Origin of the sequence: Streptomyces sp. W1SF4 (assembly GCF_003950035.1) — a bacterium.
Taxonomy (GTDB): Bacteria; Actinomycetota; Actinomycetes; order Streptomycetales; family Streptomycetaceae; genus Streptomyces; species Streptomyces racemochromogenes.
In genome coordinates, this window is the sequence record NZ_CP034350.1 from 4376397 (window position 1) to 4391449 (window position 15053).

The 15053-nt window shown below is 72.8% G+C and carries 14 protein-coding genes; 6 read left to right on the forward strand and 8 right to left on the reverse strand.

Annotated elements, in window-relative coordinates; translation table 11 throughout:
- Nucleotides 1–5: 5 nt before the first annotated feature.
- Entirely contained in the window at nucleotides 6–1625 is a 1620-nt protein-coding gene (nuoN, locus tag D1J60_RS20480) for an NADH-quinone oxidoreductase subunit NuoN (protein WP_185899358.1), read from the forward strand.
- A 67-nt stretch (nucleotides 1626–1692) separates the two neighbouring features.
- Here the strand turns inward: nuoN and D1J60_RS20485 are convergent, their stop codons facing one another.
- The 3 genes from D1J60_RS20485 to fahA all read right to left on the reverse strand — a co-directional run bounded on the left by D1J60_RS20485 (nucleotide 1693) and on the right by fahA (nucleotide 4325).
- On the reverse strand, nucleotides 1693–2295 hold the full coding sequence (locus tag D1J60_RS20485; RefSeq protein ID WP_164720932.1) for a hypothetical protein: 603 nt from the start codon (nucleotides 2293–2295) through the stop codon (nucleotides 1693–1695).
- 114 nt (nucleotides 2296–2409) lie between these two features.
- Nucleotides 2410–3006 (reverse strand): hypothetical protein, encoded by a 597-nt coding sequence (locus tag D1J60_RS20490; RefSeq protein ID WP_241253339.1) that lies wholly within the window; start codon nucleotides 3004–3006, stop codon nucleotides 2410–2412.
- Between the two features lie 95 nt (nucleotides 3007–3101).
- The gene (gene fahA, locus D1J60_RS20495) at nucleotides 3102–4325 is read right to left on the reverse strand and encodes a fumarylacetoacetase (RefSeq protein WP_125595312.1); all 1224 of its coding nucleotides are present in this window, start codon (nucleotides 4323–4325) and stop codon (nucleotides 3102–3104) included.
- Between the two features lie 141 nt (nucleotides 4326–4466).
- Here fahA and D1J60_RS20500 point away from each other — a divergent pair, with 141 nt between their 5' ends.
- Complete coding sequence (locus D1J60_RS20500; protein WP_125822088.1) at nucleotides 4467–5276, forward strand: HAD family hydrolase; 810 nt, start codon at nucleotides 4467–4469, stop codon at nucleotides 5274–5276.
- Between the two features lie 5 nt (nucleotides 5277–5281).
- Here D1J60_RS20500 and D1J60_RS20505 read toward each other — a convergent pair whose 3' ends face one another.
- Complete coding sequence (locus tag D1J60_RS20505; RefSeq protein ID WP_125822089.1) at nucleotides 5282–7288, reverse strand: CocE/NonD family hydrolase; 2007 nt, start codon at nucleotides 7286–7288, stop codon at nucleotides 5282–5284.
- 568 nt (nucleotides 7289–7856) lie between these two features.
- Here D1J60_RS20505 and D1J60_RS20510 point away from each other — a divergent pair.
- The 4 genes from D1J60_RS20510 to D1J60_RS20525 all read left to right on the forward strand — a co-directional run bounded on the left by D1J60_RS20510 (nucleotide 7857) and on the right by D1J60_RS20525 (nucleotide 11039).
- Nucleotides 7857–8867 carry a polyprenyl synthetase family protein gene (locus D1J60_RS20510; protein ID WP_125595309.1) on the forward strand — a complete coding sequence of 337 codons (1011 nt, stop codon included), beginning with the start codon at nucleotides 7857–7859 and terminating at the stop codon, nucleotides 8865–8867.
- Nucleotides 8868–9092: 225 nt separating this feature from the next.
- Nucleotides 9093–10307, forward strand: a complete 1215-nt coding sequence (locus tag D1J60_RS20515) for a sigma-E factor regulatory protein RseB domain-containing protein (protein WP_125822090.1) — start codon at nucleotides 9093–9095, stop codon at nucleotides 10305–10307.
- A 115-nt stretch (nucleotides 10308–10422) separates the two neighbouring features.
- A complete protein-coding gene (locus D1J60_RS20520) occupies nucleotides 10423–10626 on the forward strand; it encodes a hypothetical protein (protein ID WP_241253340.1) in 204 nt (67 codons plus the stop codon).
- Entirely contained in the window at nucleotides 10623–11039 is a 417-nt protein-coding gene (locus D1J60_RS20525) for a hypothetical protein (protein WP_241253341.1), read from the forward strand. Before D1J60_RS20520 ends, D1J60_RS20525 begins: the two co-directional genes overlap by 4 nt.
- On the opposite strand, the gene D1J60_RS20530 is transcribed toward D1J60_RS20525, so the two are convergent.
- From D1J60_RS20530 to D1J60_RS20545, 4 genes are all read right to left on the reverse strand, one after another.
- Nucleotides 11013–11411: a hypothetical protein gene (locus D1J60_RS20530; RefSeq protein ID WP_125822092.1), complete on the reverse strand. Its 399-nt coding sequence runs from the start codon at nucleotides 11409–11411 to the stop codon at nucleotides 11013–11015. The genes D1J60_RS20525 and D1J60_RS20530 overlap by 27 nt on opposite strands.
- A 72-nt stretch (nucleotides 11412–11483) precedes the next feature.
- Nucleotides 11484–12800: a M28 family metallopeptidase gene (locus D1J60_RS20535; protein WP_125595305.1), complete on the reverse strand. Its 1317-nt coding sequence runs from the start codon at nucleotides 12798–12800 to the stop codon at nucleotides 11484–11486.
- 216 nt (nucleotides 12801–13016) lie between these two features.
- Nucleotides 13017–14045, reverse strand: coding sequence for an EamA family transporter RarD (gene rarD / locus D1J60_RS20540; RefSeq protein ID WP_125595304.1), 1029 nt, complete (start codon nucleotides 14043–14045; stop codon nucleotides 13017–13019).
- 120 nt (nucleotides 14046–14165) lie between these two features.
- Complete coding sequence (locus tag D1J60_RS20545; RefSeq protein WP_125595303.1) at nucleotides 14166–15020, reverse strand: NAD(P)H-binding protein; 855 nt, start codon at nucleotides 15018–15020, stop codon at nucleotides 14166–14168.
- Nucleotides 15021–15053: the final 33 nt, after the last annotated feature.

A 15053-nucleotide genomic window follows, 5' to 3' on the forward strand; every position in this document is an offset into this window, starting at 1 on the left:
TGACCCTGGCGGCCGAAGGACCGGCCGACCGGATCCCGGCCCCGCACATCGAGTACGCACAGCTCGCGCCCACGCTGATCGTGGTGGGCGCGGCCGTCCTCGGAGTCCTCGTCGAGGCCTTCGTCCCCCGCAAGTCCCGCTACGCCGTCCAGGTGTTCCTCGCCGTCGCCGCGCTGGCCGCCGCCTTCGCGGCGGTCGTCGCCCTCGCCGCCGGCGGCTACGCCGGCACCAAGGCGCACGTCGCGGCCATGGGCGCCATCGCCGTCGACGGCCCGGCGCTCTTCCTCCAGGGCACCATCCTGCTGGCCTCCGTCGTGGCGGTGCTCACCTTCGCCGAGCGCCGCCTCGACCCGCAGGCGCACGGCAAGCGGGTGGACTCCTTCGCCGCCCAGGCCGCCTCGGTACCGGGCAGCGACAGCGAGAAGGCCGCCGTCAAGGCCGGCTTCACCACCACCGAGGTGTTCCCGCTGGCCCTGTTCGCGGTCTCCGGCATGCTGATCTTCCCGGCCGCCGACGACCTGCTGACGCTGTTCATCGCGCTGGAGGTCTTCTCCCTCCCGCTGTACCTGCTCTGCGCCCTCGCCCGCCGCCAGCGGCTGATGTCGCAGGAGGCCGCGGTCAAGTACTTCCTGCTCGGCGCCTTCTCCTCGGCCTTCCTCCTCTTCGGCATCGCCCTGCTCTACGGCTACGCGGGCTCGGTCTCCTACGCCGTGATCGCCGACGTCGTCGACGGCACCGTCGCCCGGATCGACCCGGCGCTCGCCGCCACCATGGGCAACGACGCGCTGCTGCTCATCGGCGGCGCGCTGATCCTGATGGGCCTGCTGTTCAAGGTCGGCGCGGTCCCCTTCCACATGTGGACCCCGGACGTCTACCAGGGCGCCCCGACCCCCGTCACCGGCTTCATGGCGGCGGCGACCAAGGTGGCCGCGTTCGGCGCGCTGCTGCGGCTGCTGTACGTGGTGCTGCCCGGCCTGCGGTGGGACTGGCGGCCGGTGATGTGGGGCGTCGCGATCGTCACGATGCTCGCGGGCGCGGTGATCGCGGTGACCCAGACCGACGTGAAGCGGCTGCTCGCGTACTCGTCCATCGCGCACGCCGGGTTCATCCTGGCCGGTGTGATCGCCACCTCGCAGGAGGGCGTGAAGTCCGTCCTCTTCTACCTGGGCGCCTACTCCTTCGTGACGATCGGCGCGTTCGCGGTGGTCACCCTGGTGCGGGACGCGGGCGGCGAGGCGACGCACCTGTCGAAGTGGGCCGGTCTGGGGCGGCGTTCGCCGCTGACCGCGGCCGTCTTCGCGGTGTTCCTGCTGGCCTTCGCGGGCATCCCGCTGACCTCCGGCTTCGCCGGGAAGTTCGCGGTGTTCAAGGCGGCGGCGGAGGGCGGCGCCGGGGCGCTGGTCGTCGTGGGTGTGATCTCGTCGGCGATCGCCGCGTTCTTCTACATCCGGGTCATCGTGCTGATGTTCTTCAGCGAGCCGAAGGCCGACGGCCCGACGGTGGCCGTGCCGTCGCCGCTGACGATGACCACCATCGCGGTGGGCGTGGCCGTCACCCTGGTCCTCGGTCTGGCCCCGCAGTACTTCCTGGACCTGGCGGGACAGGCCAGCACCTTCGTGCGCTGATCCGGTCCCGGCTCCGCGGACGGAAGGGCCCGGCCCCCTCGGGGGGCCGGGCCCTTCGCCGTGCGGGCTAGTGGCCGTGCGTGTGGGCCGGGGTCTTCGTCGGGGGGCACTTCAGCGCGGGGTTCCAGTTGTGGAAGCGGCCCGCCGGGTTGTCGGCGTACCCCCACATGTGGAGGTCGTAGTGCTTGGGCATGCCCGCCCAGTGGCCGGGCATCGGGCCGTCGAACGGCAGCCCGAACATGGTGGGCCGGTCGTCGGTGGTCTTCAGGTCCTGGTCCCGGTCGGCGGACATCCACTCCACCGTCTGGAGCTTGCGCCGGCCCTTGCTGTCCTTGTGGGTGCTGTAGAGGAGCGCGGTGGGTCTGGCGGGGTCGGTCGAACCCCAGTTGGACTCCTTGACGTAGTGGTAGCCCATGGTGCCCACCCCGAACGGGTTGGTCATGCACTCCTGGCCGTGCGGGACGTAGCCGTCCTTGAGGGCCTCCCGCTCGTCCACGTACCGGGCGGTCGCCGCCATCGCCGTGGCCATGTCGCGCATCGCCTTCGCGTTGCGGGGGTCGGGGGCGGGGCCGTCGACCGCCTGCGCCGCCGGGGGCAGGGCGGCCAGGACCAGGGACGCGCCGGCGACGGCACAGGCGAGCAGGGCCTTAGGGCTGCGGTGGACGGACATGGGAGCTCCTGGTGGTTCGGGGCCTGTCCCGGAGGGGCTTTCGTTCGTCCACCTTCGCGGCGGGGCCGCGGGCGTGCACGCGGCGGGATGCCAAACGGGGGGTCAGGAGGGGGGTCAGGAACGGGCGGCGGCCGGGGGAGCGGCGGGTACGGCGGGTGCGGTGGGGCGCGGGCGGGTGGTGCCGGGACGGCAGACGACCTTCGGGTTGAACGGCTCGAACCGCCCGGAAGGGTTCCGCTTCCACAGCCACAGGTGCAGCGAGTAGTGCACCTTCTGGCCCGCGTACCGGGCGGGCAGCGGGCCGCGGAAGGGCTGCCCGAACAGGGAGGGGCGGTCGTCGTCGGTGTCCGTGCGGCCGTCGCGGTCCACGACCATCCATTCGAGGCCGGCCAGCTTCCAGTGCCCCGCGCCGTCGCCCTCGTAGAGCAGGGCCGTGGGCTTCCTGGGGTCGGTGGAGCCGTCGTAGGCGTGGTTGAAGTGCGGGTAGCCGAGGGCACCCCCGCCTTCACCGGGGTTGACCACGCAGTACTGGTCGGGGACGTAGCCGGCGGCGACGCCCAGCCGGTGGTCGCGGTACTTCGCGGTCGCCATGAAGGTCGCCGTGAGCTGCGCGGTGGGCGTGGCCGTCGGGGTGGCGGGGGCCGCGCCGAGCGTGAGGGAGGCGGTGGCCGCGAGGGCCAGGGGTGCGAGCTTTGCGGTACGAGGGGCCATGCGAGCAGGGTCACCTCGGCCCCGGAGCCCCGCCACCCGGGCGGGGCGGGCGGAGTAGGGGGGGCCGGCGCGTCCGCGGCCCCCCTGTCCTGCCGTCAGGCGGCGGTGATGCGACCGGTGACCTCGCCGAGGCCGACGCGGGTGCCGTCGGCGCCGGGCGCCCACGCGGTGAGGGTGACGGTGTCGCCGTCCTCCAGGAACGTGCGCTTGCCGTCGGCGAGCTCGACGGCGTCACGGCCGTTCCAGGTGAGCTCCAGCAGGGAGCCGCGCTCGTCGACCTCCGGGCCGCTGACCGTGCCGGAGCCGAACACGTCACCGGTGCGCAGCGAGGCCCCGTTGACGGTCATGTGGGCCAGCTGCTGGGCGGCGGTCCAGTACATCGAGGCGAACGGCGGCCGGGCCACCTCCTGCCCGTTGATGGACACCGTGATGCGCAGGTCGAAGCCGCCGGGGCGGTCGACCTCGGAGTCGTCCAGGTAGGGCAGCAGCGGGAAGTCCCGGGCGGGCGGGGCGACGCGGGCCGCGTCCAGCGCCTCCAGGGGGGTCACCCAGGCGGAGACGGACGTCGCGAAGGACTTGCCGAGGAAGGGGCCGAGCGGCACGTACTCCCAGGCCTGGATGTCGCGCGCGGACCAGTCGTTGAGCAGGAACAGCCCGAAGACGTGCTCCTCGAAGTCGCCGAGCGCGACCGGGCGGCCCATCTGCGAGGGGGCGCCGACGACGAAGCCGACCTCGGCCTCGATGTCGAGCTTCACGGACGGCCCGAAGACCGGCGCGGGGTCGGTGGGCGCCTTGCGCTGCCCGGAGGGGCGCACTACGTCCGTGCCGGACACCACGATCGTCCCCGACCGGCCGTGGTAACCGATGGGCAGGTGCTTCCAGTTGGGGGTGAGCGCGTCCCCGTCCGGGCGGAAGATCCGTCCGACGTTGGTGGCGTGGTGCTCGCTCGCGTAGAAGTCGACGTAGTCGGCGACCTCGTACGGCAGGTGCAGCGTGACCTCGTCGAGGGGGAGGAGGTGCGGCTCGACCGTCCCGCGGTGACCGGGGTCGGTGACCCAGGCGGTCAGCGCACGGCGCACGTCGCGCCAGGCGGTGCGGCCGGCGGCCAGCAGCGGGTTCAGCGAACCCTGGGCGAGCACCCCGGCGTACGGGGACCCGAGCGCGACGGCCACGGCCCCCGCGTCGAGCACGTACCCGCCGATGCGTACGCCGACCCGGCGGCGCTCCGGCTCCGCCGGCGTGCTGAAGACGCCGTAGGGGAGGTTGTGCGGCCCGAACGGGTCGCCCTCGGGGACATCGAGGGGGCTCTGCTGGGGCATGGGGTGCTGCCTCGCTTTCGAGGGGGTCCGGGGGTGTCCCGGCGGCTGGCTGACACGTTACGTGGCTGGTGGGGTCTGTGGGAGGCCGGATTAGGGCGCTATTCATAGGACTTGTCCAAGGGGGTCCGTATCCTTGGCCGGGTGACTTCCGCCCTCCCCTATGCCTTGATCGCCACCGACCTGGACGGGACTCTGCTGCGCGCCGGTGACACCGTCTCCGACCGCTCGTGCGCGGCGCTCGCGACGGCGCGCGCCGCCGGCGCCCGGCACATCGTCGTCACCGGGCGCCCCGTCCCACAGATCCGGCACGTCCTGGATGACCTTGGTTACTCCGGGCTCGCGGTGTGCGGGCAGGGCGCGCAGGTGTACGACGCGGCGCGCGGGGTCCTGCTGCACTCCGTCGCGATGGACCGGGGGCTGGCCGAGGTGGCGCTCGGGAAGATCGAGGCGGAGATCGGCGAGGTGTACGTGGCCGTCAACCAGGAGGGGCTGGACGCCGAGATGCTGGTGGGCCCCGGCTACCGGATGCCGCACCCGCACCTGCCGATGGTGCGGGTCCGCGGGCGCGGCGAGCTGTGGGCGTCGCCGATCAACAAGGTGCTGCTCCAGCACCCGCGGCTGGACGACGACGAGCTGACGCGGGTGGCGCGGTCGGTGGTCGGCGACCTGGTGAACGTCACCATGGCGGGGGAGCACACGGTGGAACTCCAGCCGCCGGGCGTCGACAAGGCGACGGGGCTCGCGCGGGCGGCGTCGCTCCTGGAGGTCGCGGCGGAGTCGACGATCGCCTTCGGCGACATGCCGAACGACATCCCGATGTTCGTGTGGGCCGCCCACGGGGTGGCCATGGCCAACGCCCACCGCGAACTGGTCGCCGTCGCCGACGAGGTCACCCTCTCGAACGAGGCGGACGGCATCGCGACCGTCCTGGAGCGGCTGTTCCCGGTCTAGGGGCCTCAGCCCGCCGCGCGGGGGAGGCGGCGTTGCCAGGTGCGGTGGAAGAGGACCTCGTCGCCCTCGCGGCAGACGACCTCGTTCACCGTCAGGAAGCCGCCCTCGTCGCAGGAGATCTCCGACCGGGTCTCCACCCGCGCGTCCCAGCCCTCCTCCGGCCGGTGCAGGCGGATCCGCCATTCGGAGCGGGTGCGGGCGGAGAGGGGGTCCGCCTGCTGGATCTCGTAGACCTCCGCCGCGTCCTCCTCGTACTCCAGCCCGTCCGGGTACACCCGCGTCCCCCCGTACCGGGGGTCCACCTCCAGCCGCCACACCCCGCGCGCGACGTCCCGTACGACGAGCCGTTGCGGACGCGGCGCGTCCAGCGTCTCCGGGTGCACCACCCCCAGCGGCTCGGCCTGCTCCGGCGGCTCGAAGGCGATCCCCGCGTCGAGGGGGGAGGCCGAGCCGCGGACGGGGAGTTCCAGGGTGCTGCCCTCGGGGTCCAGGGTCCAGCCGGCCTCCGAGCCGGCCCGGGGCCAGATCCAGGGCCAGTACGCGGAGGACAGCGCGAGCCGGATCCGGTGCCCCGGCGCGAAGGAGTGGCCGATGCCGCCCAGCTCGAAGGTGACGTCCTCGTACGCACCCTTCCGCCACGGCACCGCCCGCTCCCGGCCGTGGCGGGCCGACAGGTTCAGGGCCCCGCGCGTGACCAGGGTCGAGGCCCCGTCCGGGGCGACGTCGCAGAGCCGGGCCACGACCTGCCCGTACGGGACGTCCATCCGCAGCCGCAGGGTGACCGAGGGCCGGCCCAGGATCTCCACGGGCTCGCCGTCGGCCACCGGGAACTCGAAGCAGGCCGACTTCGCGTCCTCCTCCCGCTGGTCCGGGGGCAGGTCGGCGTCGTTGCCGACGGGGAGGAAGCGCCCGGCGTCCAGCCCGGTGTGCTGCGGCGAGGCGACGGTCACGGGCGCGCCCTGGAGCCCGTACGAGACGGGGACGACCGTGGGGGAGGGCCAGGCCTTCTCGCCGGCCCAGCGGCCCGGGAGCTCCTCGTAGGTCGTCGCCGGGCGGTGCGCGCCGCTGATCCACGCGCGCAGCAGGGGCTCGTCCATCACCCCGTTGTCGGCGCCCTTGAGCCAGTGGTCCCACCAGCGCAGGGTCTCCTGCAGGAAGCCGATCGCCGGCCCCGGGGGCAGTCCCCGGTCGGGGTACTGGTGCGACCAGGGGCCGATCAGGCCGCGCACGCGGGACGCGGGCAGGCGGGAGACCAGCCGCAGCACCGTGTCCCGGTAGGGGTCGTGCCAGCCGCCGACGGCGAGGACGGCCGCGCGGATCGCCCCGTAGTCCTCACAGACGCTGCCGTGGCGCCAGTAGGCGTCCCGGGTCTGGTGCGAGAGCCAGGTGTGGACGAGCGGCTCGACGCCCTCCAGCCGGTCCAGCCACATCTGCCGCCAGCCGTCGCCGGCGTAGCGGGGGTCCGGCGGGCGGGAGGCGAAGGCCAGCATGGTGGCGGCCCAGGCGTGCGTGTCGGCGGCCAGGACCGACCCGCCCATGTAGTGGACGTCGTTGTCGTAGCGGTCGTCCGTGGAGCAGACGGTGACGACGGCCTTCAGTGCCCGCGGCGCGAGGGCGGCGATCTGGAGGCTGTTGGAGCCGCCCCAGGAGATCCCGAACATCCCCACCGCGCCGGTGCACCACGGCCGGGCCGCCAGCCACTCCACCACCGCGACGCCGTCGGCGAGTTCCCGCGCGTCGTACTCGTCGCCGGGCCGGCCGCCGCTGCAGCCGTGGCCGCGCACGTCCACGCGCACGGAGGCGTAGCCGTGCCCGGCGTACCAGGGGTGGCGCTGGCGGTCGCGGGGCGCGGTCCCGTCGGTGAGCCGGTACGGGAGGTACTCCAGCAGGGCCGGCACGGGCTCGTCCGTGACCGGGCGCCAGACGCGGGCGTACAGCTCCACGCCGTCGGGCATCGGGATCCGGACGTCCTCGTGGGCGGTGGCGTACGGGAAGTCGGTACGGATGGTCATCGGGTTCCTTCACCGGCCCCTCGGTGGACGGGATGCGTGGTGCGGCGCAGCCAGGGGGACGCGTGGCCGTACGCCCTGACCACCTGGCCCCGGATGCCGTCGGCGAGGGCCGGGGAGAGGAACCACGGGGCCGTCGTCAACCAGCCGATACCCGCCATGAGGGTGGCGAGTGCGGGGGTGATGCCCGCGTCGTGGGCCGGTGCCGGCGCGGATCGGGCCGGGGCCGCCGCGCGGGGCCGTGTCCGCGAGGGAGAGGACGAGGACGGCCCGCGGGCCCAGGCCCCTGGGGTGCTCGGGGCAGGCCTGGTCGTCGGAGGGCGGCGGCTGGTCCGCCACGGGCTCCGCGGGCTCGTCGCTATCGGTGGCAGTTCTGGGCAAAACGGATTCTCCGGTTGTTTCGTCTCTCATCGAACATACCGGTGCAGATCAGACTGCGCGTGTGCGGCAACCGGACAGCCGCTCTCGGTGATCGAAAACAGACCGGATACGCTGGCTTGAGTGATGGCAGCGACACATCGACAATCCAGGTGATCGTCAGCGTGATCGTCAGCAGACAGGAGTACCCCTCGTGACCGTCGTCGGGCCGTTCGGACTGAGCGTGCGGGACCAGGCTCTTGAGACCGATGTCCAGGCCGGACTGGCCGCCGTCGAGGCGGGTCTGCTGGAGGCCACCAAGAGCGAAGTCCCCTTCATCACCGAGGCCGCGCAGCATCTGGTGCGCGCCGGGGGCAAGCGGTTCAGGCCGCTGCTGGTGATGCTGGCCTCCCGCTTCGGTGACCCCTACGCGCCCGGCATCGTGCCGTCCGCGGTGGTCGTGGAGCTCACGCACCTGGCCACGCTCTACCACGACGACGTCATGGACGAGGCGGACGTGCGCCGCGGGGTGGAGAGCGCCAACACCCGCTGGGGCAACTCCGTGGCGGTCCTGACGGGTGACTTCCTGTTCGCCCGTGCGTCGCACATCCTCGCGGACCTCGGGCCGGAGGCCGTGCGCGTCCAGGCCGAGGCCTTCGAGCGGCTCGTGACGGGCCAGATCCTGGAGACGGCCGGTCCGCGCGACGGCCGCGACCCGGTCGCCCACTACCTGGACGTCATCGCCGGCAAGACCGGCTCGCTGATCGCCGTGTCCGGCCGCTTCGGCGCGCTGATGTCCGGCGCCGACGAGTCCGTCGTCGACATCCTGACCCAGTACGGCGAGCGCCTCGGCACCGCCTTCCAGCTCGCCGACGACGTCCTCGACATCGCCTCCGACTCGCACGAGTCGGGCAAGACCCCCGGCACCGACCTGCGCGAGGGCATCCCGACCCTGCCCGTGCTGCGGCTGCGCGAGATGGCCGAGCGGGACCGGCGCCCCGAGGACCTGGAGCTCGTCGCCCTGCTGGACGGGGACCTCACCGACGACGCCCGGCACGCGGAGGTCCTCGCCCGGCTGCGGGTGCACCCCGCGCTGGAGCAGGCCCGCCGCGACACCGTCCAGTACGCGGAGGACGCGCGCGCCACGCTGGCCCCGCTGCCGGAGTGCTTCGCGAAGTCGGCGCTGGAAGAGCTGTGCGACGCGGTGGTCCACCGCGCGGGCTGATCCTTCGCGTACCGCTTGTGGAACGGGCCCCTCCGCCTGCGACCCCTACGGGTCCTGGTGTAGGGGCCCTTCCCGTGTCATCCCACGGTCGTACGCGGAGTTGATTCCGGGGACTGACGTCCCCGACCCCCCGATTTGGTCAGATGGAGTCATCGAACCCCACCGGATCGGGTGAGCGCGGCGCCACGGGGCCGCCGCCGAATACACAGAGGGCAGGGCATTCAGATGGCAGCGAACACGAAGACCTCGCGCAAGGCCGCCCGGTACGCCGTACCGGTAGCCGTGGCGGGTGTCGCGGCGGCAACCGTCGCGATGGTCCCGGCCTTCGCAAACGCCGGGGGCCCGGACCTGCCCAAGGTGACGGCGCAGCAGCTGATCGAGAAGGTCGCGGCCTCCGACGTGCAGCAGCTCTCCGGCACCGCCAAGATCACCACCGACCTCGGCCTGCCGAAGATCGCCTCCGGGCTGCTGGGTGGCGGCGGGGTCGCGGGCGGCTCCGCCAACCCCGAGGACAAGATCGCCCAGCTGGCGAACGGCACGCACACCTTCCGCGTCGCGGCCGACGGCCCCGACCGCCAGAAGCTGACCTTCCTCGACGGCAAGGACGAGTACACCCTCGTCCACAACGGCCAGGACGTCTGGGGCTACGACTCCAAGTCCAACGAGGTCTTCCACGACAAGGACGCCCAGAACGCCGGCCAGGACCACAAGAAGACCGCCGAGCGCCTCCCCGCCTCCCCGCAGGAGCTGGCGCAGGAGGTCCTCAAGTCCGCCGGCCCCACCACCGACATCAGCGTCGGCGACACCGCCCAGGTCGCCGGCCGCGACGCCTACCAGCTGGTCCTCAAGCCCAAGCAGAGCGGCTCCACCGTCGCCTCCGTGCAGATCGCGGTCGACGCGAAGAACGGCGTGCCGCTGCGCATCCAGCTGCTGTCCAGCCAGGGCGGCAAGCCGATCGTCGACGCGGGCTTCACCCAGGTGGACTTCGCCAAGCCGGCCGCCGACGCCTTCACCTTCACCCCGCCGAAGGGCGCCAAGGTCACCGAGGGCACCGAGCACGGCAAGGACGGCAAGGGCGGCAAGGACGGCAAGCCGTTCAAGGCGCTGGAGTCCTTCCCCGGCCTCGGCGACCTGGCCGGCGGCGCGGGCGGCAAGGGCGACGTCAAGGTCCTCGGCGAGGGCTGGTCCGCGGTGGCGCGCATCGACAGCGGCGCCGGCCGGGCCGGCACCTCCCTCAAGGACCTGGAGAACGACAAGAACGCCCCCAAGGAGGCCAAGCAGTTCCTGAACTCCCTCGGCGACAAGGTCACCGGGAAGTTCGGCGAGGGCCGCGTCTTCTCCACCCGCCTGGTCAACGCGCTGATCACGGACGACGGCAAGGTCTACGTCGGCGCGGTCACCAAGGACCAGCTGGTCAAGACGGCCGACTCCGCCAAGTAGCGGCCACGCCGCCACGGCACCACCACGGCGCAAGGGTGGCCCGGGACCTGTGTCCCGGGCCACCCTTGCGCCGTTCCCCTCCTGTGTACAGCGCTCCCGCTGTACGGTGATGGACATGTCGAGACACGTCACCATCCGCCTGGACGAAGAGTTCCATGAACGCCTCAAGGCGCGCGCGGCGGCGCTGGGGACGACGGTCACCGCGCTCATCACCGAGGTCACCGAACGCGAACTCGACGAGGACCGCAAGAGGTTCCTCAGCGGCATAGAGGAGTTCGCCGACCACTGGGGCTACTTCCAGGAGCGGTTCGGCAATTGAAGATCACCATGGAGTGGGCCTGGACCGCGCTGGCCCACCATCTGCCGTCGGACCCCGCCGTGTGGGACCCCTCCGGGGTGGCCGCCGCCGTCGCCCGCCACCAGAACGACCTGGTCATGGTCCCGGAGCAGCCCGCTCCCGACACCGCCTGGCGGGCCGCCGCCTTCCTGCACACGCTCGCCGTCTGCCCCGCGCTGGAATCCCCGATGAACGAGTTCTACGCGGCTGCCGCCACCCGCTCGTACCTGCGGGTGGCCGGCGCGAAGCAGCTGCCCTCGCCCGAGGAGCTCGGCGACCTCGTGGAAGCCGCGAAGCTGGGCCGCGCCGACGTGGCCGCGGTCGCCCAGGAGCTGCGCGCCCGCATCCAGGAGCCCCTGTCCGCCTCGCTACGCCCCGGCGCGGAGGACGCGTAGCACCATCGGGGCCTCGTCGGGGTGCAGCCGCAGCTCGGTGGCACCGTCCCCGGAGCGGAAGGCGACGCTGAGCTCGTCGGCGGAGACGGGCTCCAGGGGCGGGAAGCCGGCCGGCAGGGCCGCCGGAGCGCCCTTGGCGGACCAGCGGACGGGGCCGGCCGCGCCGCCCGGCGGCAGCTCCAGGTGCCCCTCGCGCCACCGGCCGCCGGTGAGCGCGCGGTCCCGCAGGTCGCAGGGGACGCGGACGGCGACGCCCCGGGCGTGGTCCGCGAGACGGCGCCGCCGCCGCCGTCCGCGCACCAGGAGTGCGGGGTTGACGGCGGCGGCGGCCTGCGCGAGCAGGGCGAACAGGGCGGCGATCAGCTCCGGCATGATCCGATCAGATCACGCCGGAGCCCTAGAGGTCTAGACCATCCTGGGTTCAGGCGGACGGCCCGTTCGCGGTCAGAAGGTGATCTTCCAGCTGTTGATGTAGCCCACGTCCTGCGCGGCCACGTCCTTGACCTGGAGCTTCCAGACGCCGTTGGCGACCTCGCTGGAGGCGTTCACCGTGTAGCTGGTGACCAGGTTGTCGGCGGAGTCCGAGCTGGAGTTCTTCAGCCGGTACGCCGTGCCGTCCGGGGCGATCAGGTCGATCACCAGGTCGCCGCGGTAGGTGTGGACGATGTTCACGTCGACCTTGGTGGTGGCCGGCGCGTTGCCCGTGACGCCCGAGACCGTGATCGGCGAGGTCACCGCGGCACCGGGGGAGTCCGGGATGTTCACGTCCGCCGTGTTCTCGAAGGACGGGCCCGGCGGGACCGGGGTGGCCGCCCCGAGGTTCCAGACCGCGTAGGCGATGGCGTCGGCGTTGCGGTCCAGGGCGGTGTCGTTGATGTTCGCCGTGGTGTCGCAGGACGAGTGGTAGCAGCGGTCGAAGGCCTGGCCGGAGGTACCGCCCCACTTCTGGGCCTGGGCCGCCGTCTTGGTGTAGTCGGCGCCGGAGAACAGGCCGCCGACCGGGATCCCGGCGTTCTTGAACGGCGCGTGGTCGGAGCGGCCGTCGCCCTCGGTCTCGATCTCGGTGGGGATGCCGAGGCCCGCGTAGTAGTTCTTGAAGGTCTGCTCGATCGTCGGGTCGTCGTCGTAGACGAAGTAGCCCGGGTTCGGCGAGCCGATCATGTCGAAGTTCAGGTAGCCGGAGATCTTCGCCTTCTCGGCCGCCGGCAGGCTGTTCACGTAGTACTTCGAACCGACCAGACCCAGCTCCTCCGCGCCCCACCAGCCGAAGCGCAGGTGCTTGGTCGGCTGGAGGTTGGCGCGGGACACCGCGAGCGCGGTCTCCAGGACGGCCGCCGAGCCGGAGCCGTTGTCGTTGATGCCCGGGCCCGAGGTCACCGAGTCCAGGTGGGAACCGGACATCAGGACCGAGTTCGGGTCGCCGCCCGGCCAGTCGGCTATCAGGTTGTAGCCGGTCGCGCCGCTGGAGGTGAAGGTCTGCAGGCTGGTGGTGAAGCCCGCCGCGTCCAGCTTGGCCTTCACGTAGTCGATCGATGCCTTGTAGCCGGCCCGGCCGTGGGCGCGGTTGCCGCCGTTGTTGGTGGCGATGGTCTGGAACTGGGCCAGGTGCGCCTTGACGTTGGCCAGCGGGATGTCCGGCGGGGTGGGCGCCGCGGTGACGGCCGTGGGCGCCGCGAGCGCGGCGGGAGAGGTGGCGGCCAGCAGCCCCGCGACCGCGATGGCGGTCGCGGCGGCAAGACGCCGGGAGACGGACAGGCTCATGTGGGGGCTCCGGGATTCCGTGGGGATGATCCGTTGGGGATGAGACGGAACGTGCGGGAATCGTGCAGGTGAGCGTGGTGCGTCAGTGCGAGCCTGATGTTCAGCGAGAGTGTGACTGCCCGTCAAGACCACAATCCGGTCAGGGTCGTTCGGAAAACGGACGATCCCCGGTACGGGTGTTCCGTACCGGGGACCGTGTGGTGTATCGCTGTGCGGTTACGCGGGTTCGCGGCTCGGCGCCGGGTCCGTACCGGCCACGGCCGGAGCCCCCGCGGTGCCGGCACCGGTGCCGGCGTCCGATGCGGAAGCGGACGCGGCCCCGGCCGCCGCCGAGGCGGAGGCCTCGGCGAGCAGGGCCCGCGAGCGCCGCGCGGTCCGCAGCGCGTCCCAGGTGAGCAGCACCAGCGCGGCCCAGACCAGGGAGAAGCCGGCCCACCGCTCCGGCGGCATCGCCTCGTGGAAGTAGACGACCCCGAGCGCGAACTGGAACACCGGCGCCAGGTACTGGAGCAGCCCCAGCGTGGACAGCGGCACCCGGATCGCGGCCGCCCCGAAGCAGACCAGCGGGATCGCGGTCACCAGCCCGGTCGCGGCCAGCAGCGCCGAGTGCCCGAGCCCTTCTGCGGCGAAGGTGGACCGTCCCTGGACCCCCAGCCACACCAGGTAGCCCAGGGCGGGCAGGAACTGCAGGGCCGTCTCGGCGGCCAGCGACTCCAGCCCGCCCATGTCCAGCTTCTTCTTGATCAGCCCGTAGGCGGCGAAGGAGAAGGCCAGCGTGAGCGAGATCCACGGCAGCCGCCCGTAGCCGACGGACAGCACCAGCACGGCGGCGAAGCCGATCCCCACCGCCGCCCACTGGGCCCGGCGCAGCCGCTCGCCCAGCACCAGGACGCCGATGGCGATGGTGACCAGCGGGTTGATGAAGTACCCGAGGCTGGCCTCGACGACCTGGCCGTTGTTGACCGCCCAGATGTACAGGCCCCAGTTCACGCTGATCACGGCCGCCGCCAGGGCCGTCAGCCCGAGCTTGCGCGGCTGCCGGACGATCTCGGCGATCCAGCTCCAGCGGCGCAGCGCGAGGAGCGCGACGCCGACCACGGCCAGCGACCAGACCATGCGGTGGGCGAGGATCTCGATCGCCCCGGAGGGCTTGAGCAGGGGCCAGAAGAGGGGGACGAGCCCCCACATCCCGTACGCGCCGAATCCGTAGAGCAAACCCGTGCGCTGCTCGTTCTCCGCCTTCACGGGCCCTCCAGTGCGACTTCCGGCCAATCTCACAACCTCACGACGGTATCGCCGTGAGGCGCCGATGTCATGCCCGTTCCAGGGAGATACTCATGACATCGCGGGGCCGGAGGACCGGAATCAGGCCAGGGCGGCGGCGATGGCCTGGGCCACCGGCGTCGTCGGGCGCCCGATCAGGCGCGCCAGGTCACCGCTGGTCCCCGCCAGCCGGCCGCGCGAGATCGCCGCGTCCACGTCCACGAGGATCTCCGCGAAGGGCGCGGGCACCCCGGCGCCGGTCAGCACCGTCAGGTGCGCCTCGGGCTCGACGGCGGCGTACGCGACCTCGCGGCCGGACTGCCGCGCCACCTCGTCGGCGTACTCGGCCAGGCTCCAGGCGGTGTCCCCGGACAGCTCGTAGACCTTGCCCAGGTGGCCCTCGCCGGTCAGCACCGCCGCGGCGGCCGCCGCGTAGTCGGCCCGCGCCGCCGAGGCGATCCGGCCCTCGCCCGCGCTGCCGACGACCGCGCCGTGCTCCAGGACGGCGGGCAGGTGGGCGGTGTAGTTCTCGTGGTACCAGCCGTTGCGCAGGAAGGTGTGGGGGAGCCCGGAGTCGAGGATCGCCTGCTCGGTGGCCTTGTGCTCGGCGGCCAGCTCGAAGTCGGCCTCGGGCCCGCCGAGGATGCCGGTGTAGGCCAGCTGGGCGACCCCGGCGGCTGCGGCGGCCTTGACCACGGCGGTGTGCTGCGGGACGCGCCGCCCGACCTCGCTGCCGGAGATCAGCAGGACCCGGTCCCCGGCCCGGAAGGCGCCGGCGAGGGCGGCGGGGTCGTCGTAGTCGGCGATCCGTACGTCGATGCCGCGCGCGGCGAGGTCGGCGGCCTTCTCCGCGCTGCGGACGACCACGGCCAGCTCGGTGGCCGGGACCCGGCGCAGCAGCTCCTCGACGACGAGGCGGCCGAGGGATCCGGTGGCTCCGGTGACGACGATGCTCATGATGCGCTCCTGGTGCGTGGGGTGGGGGATGCC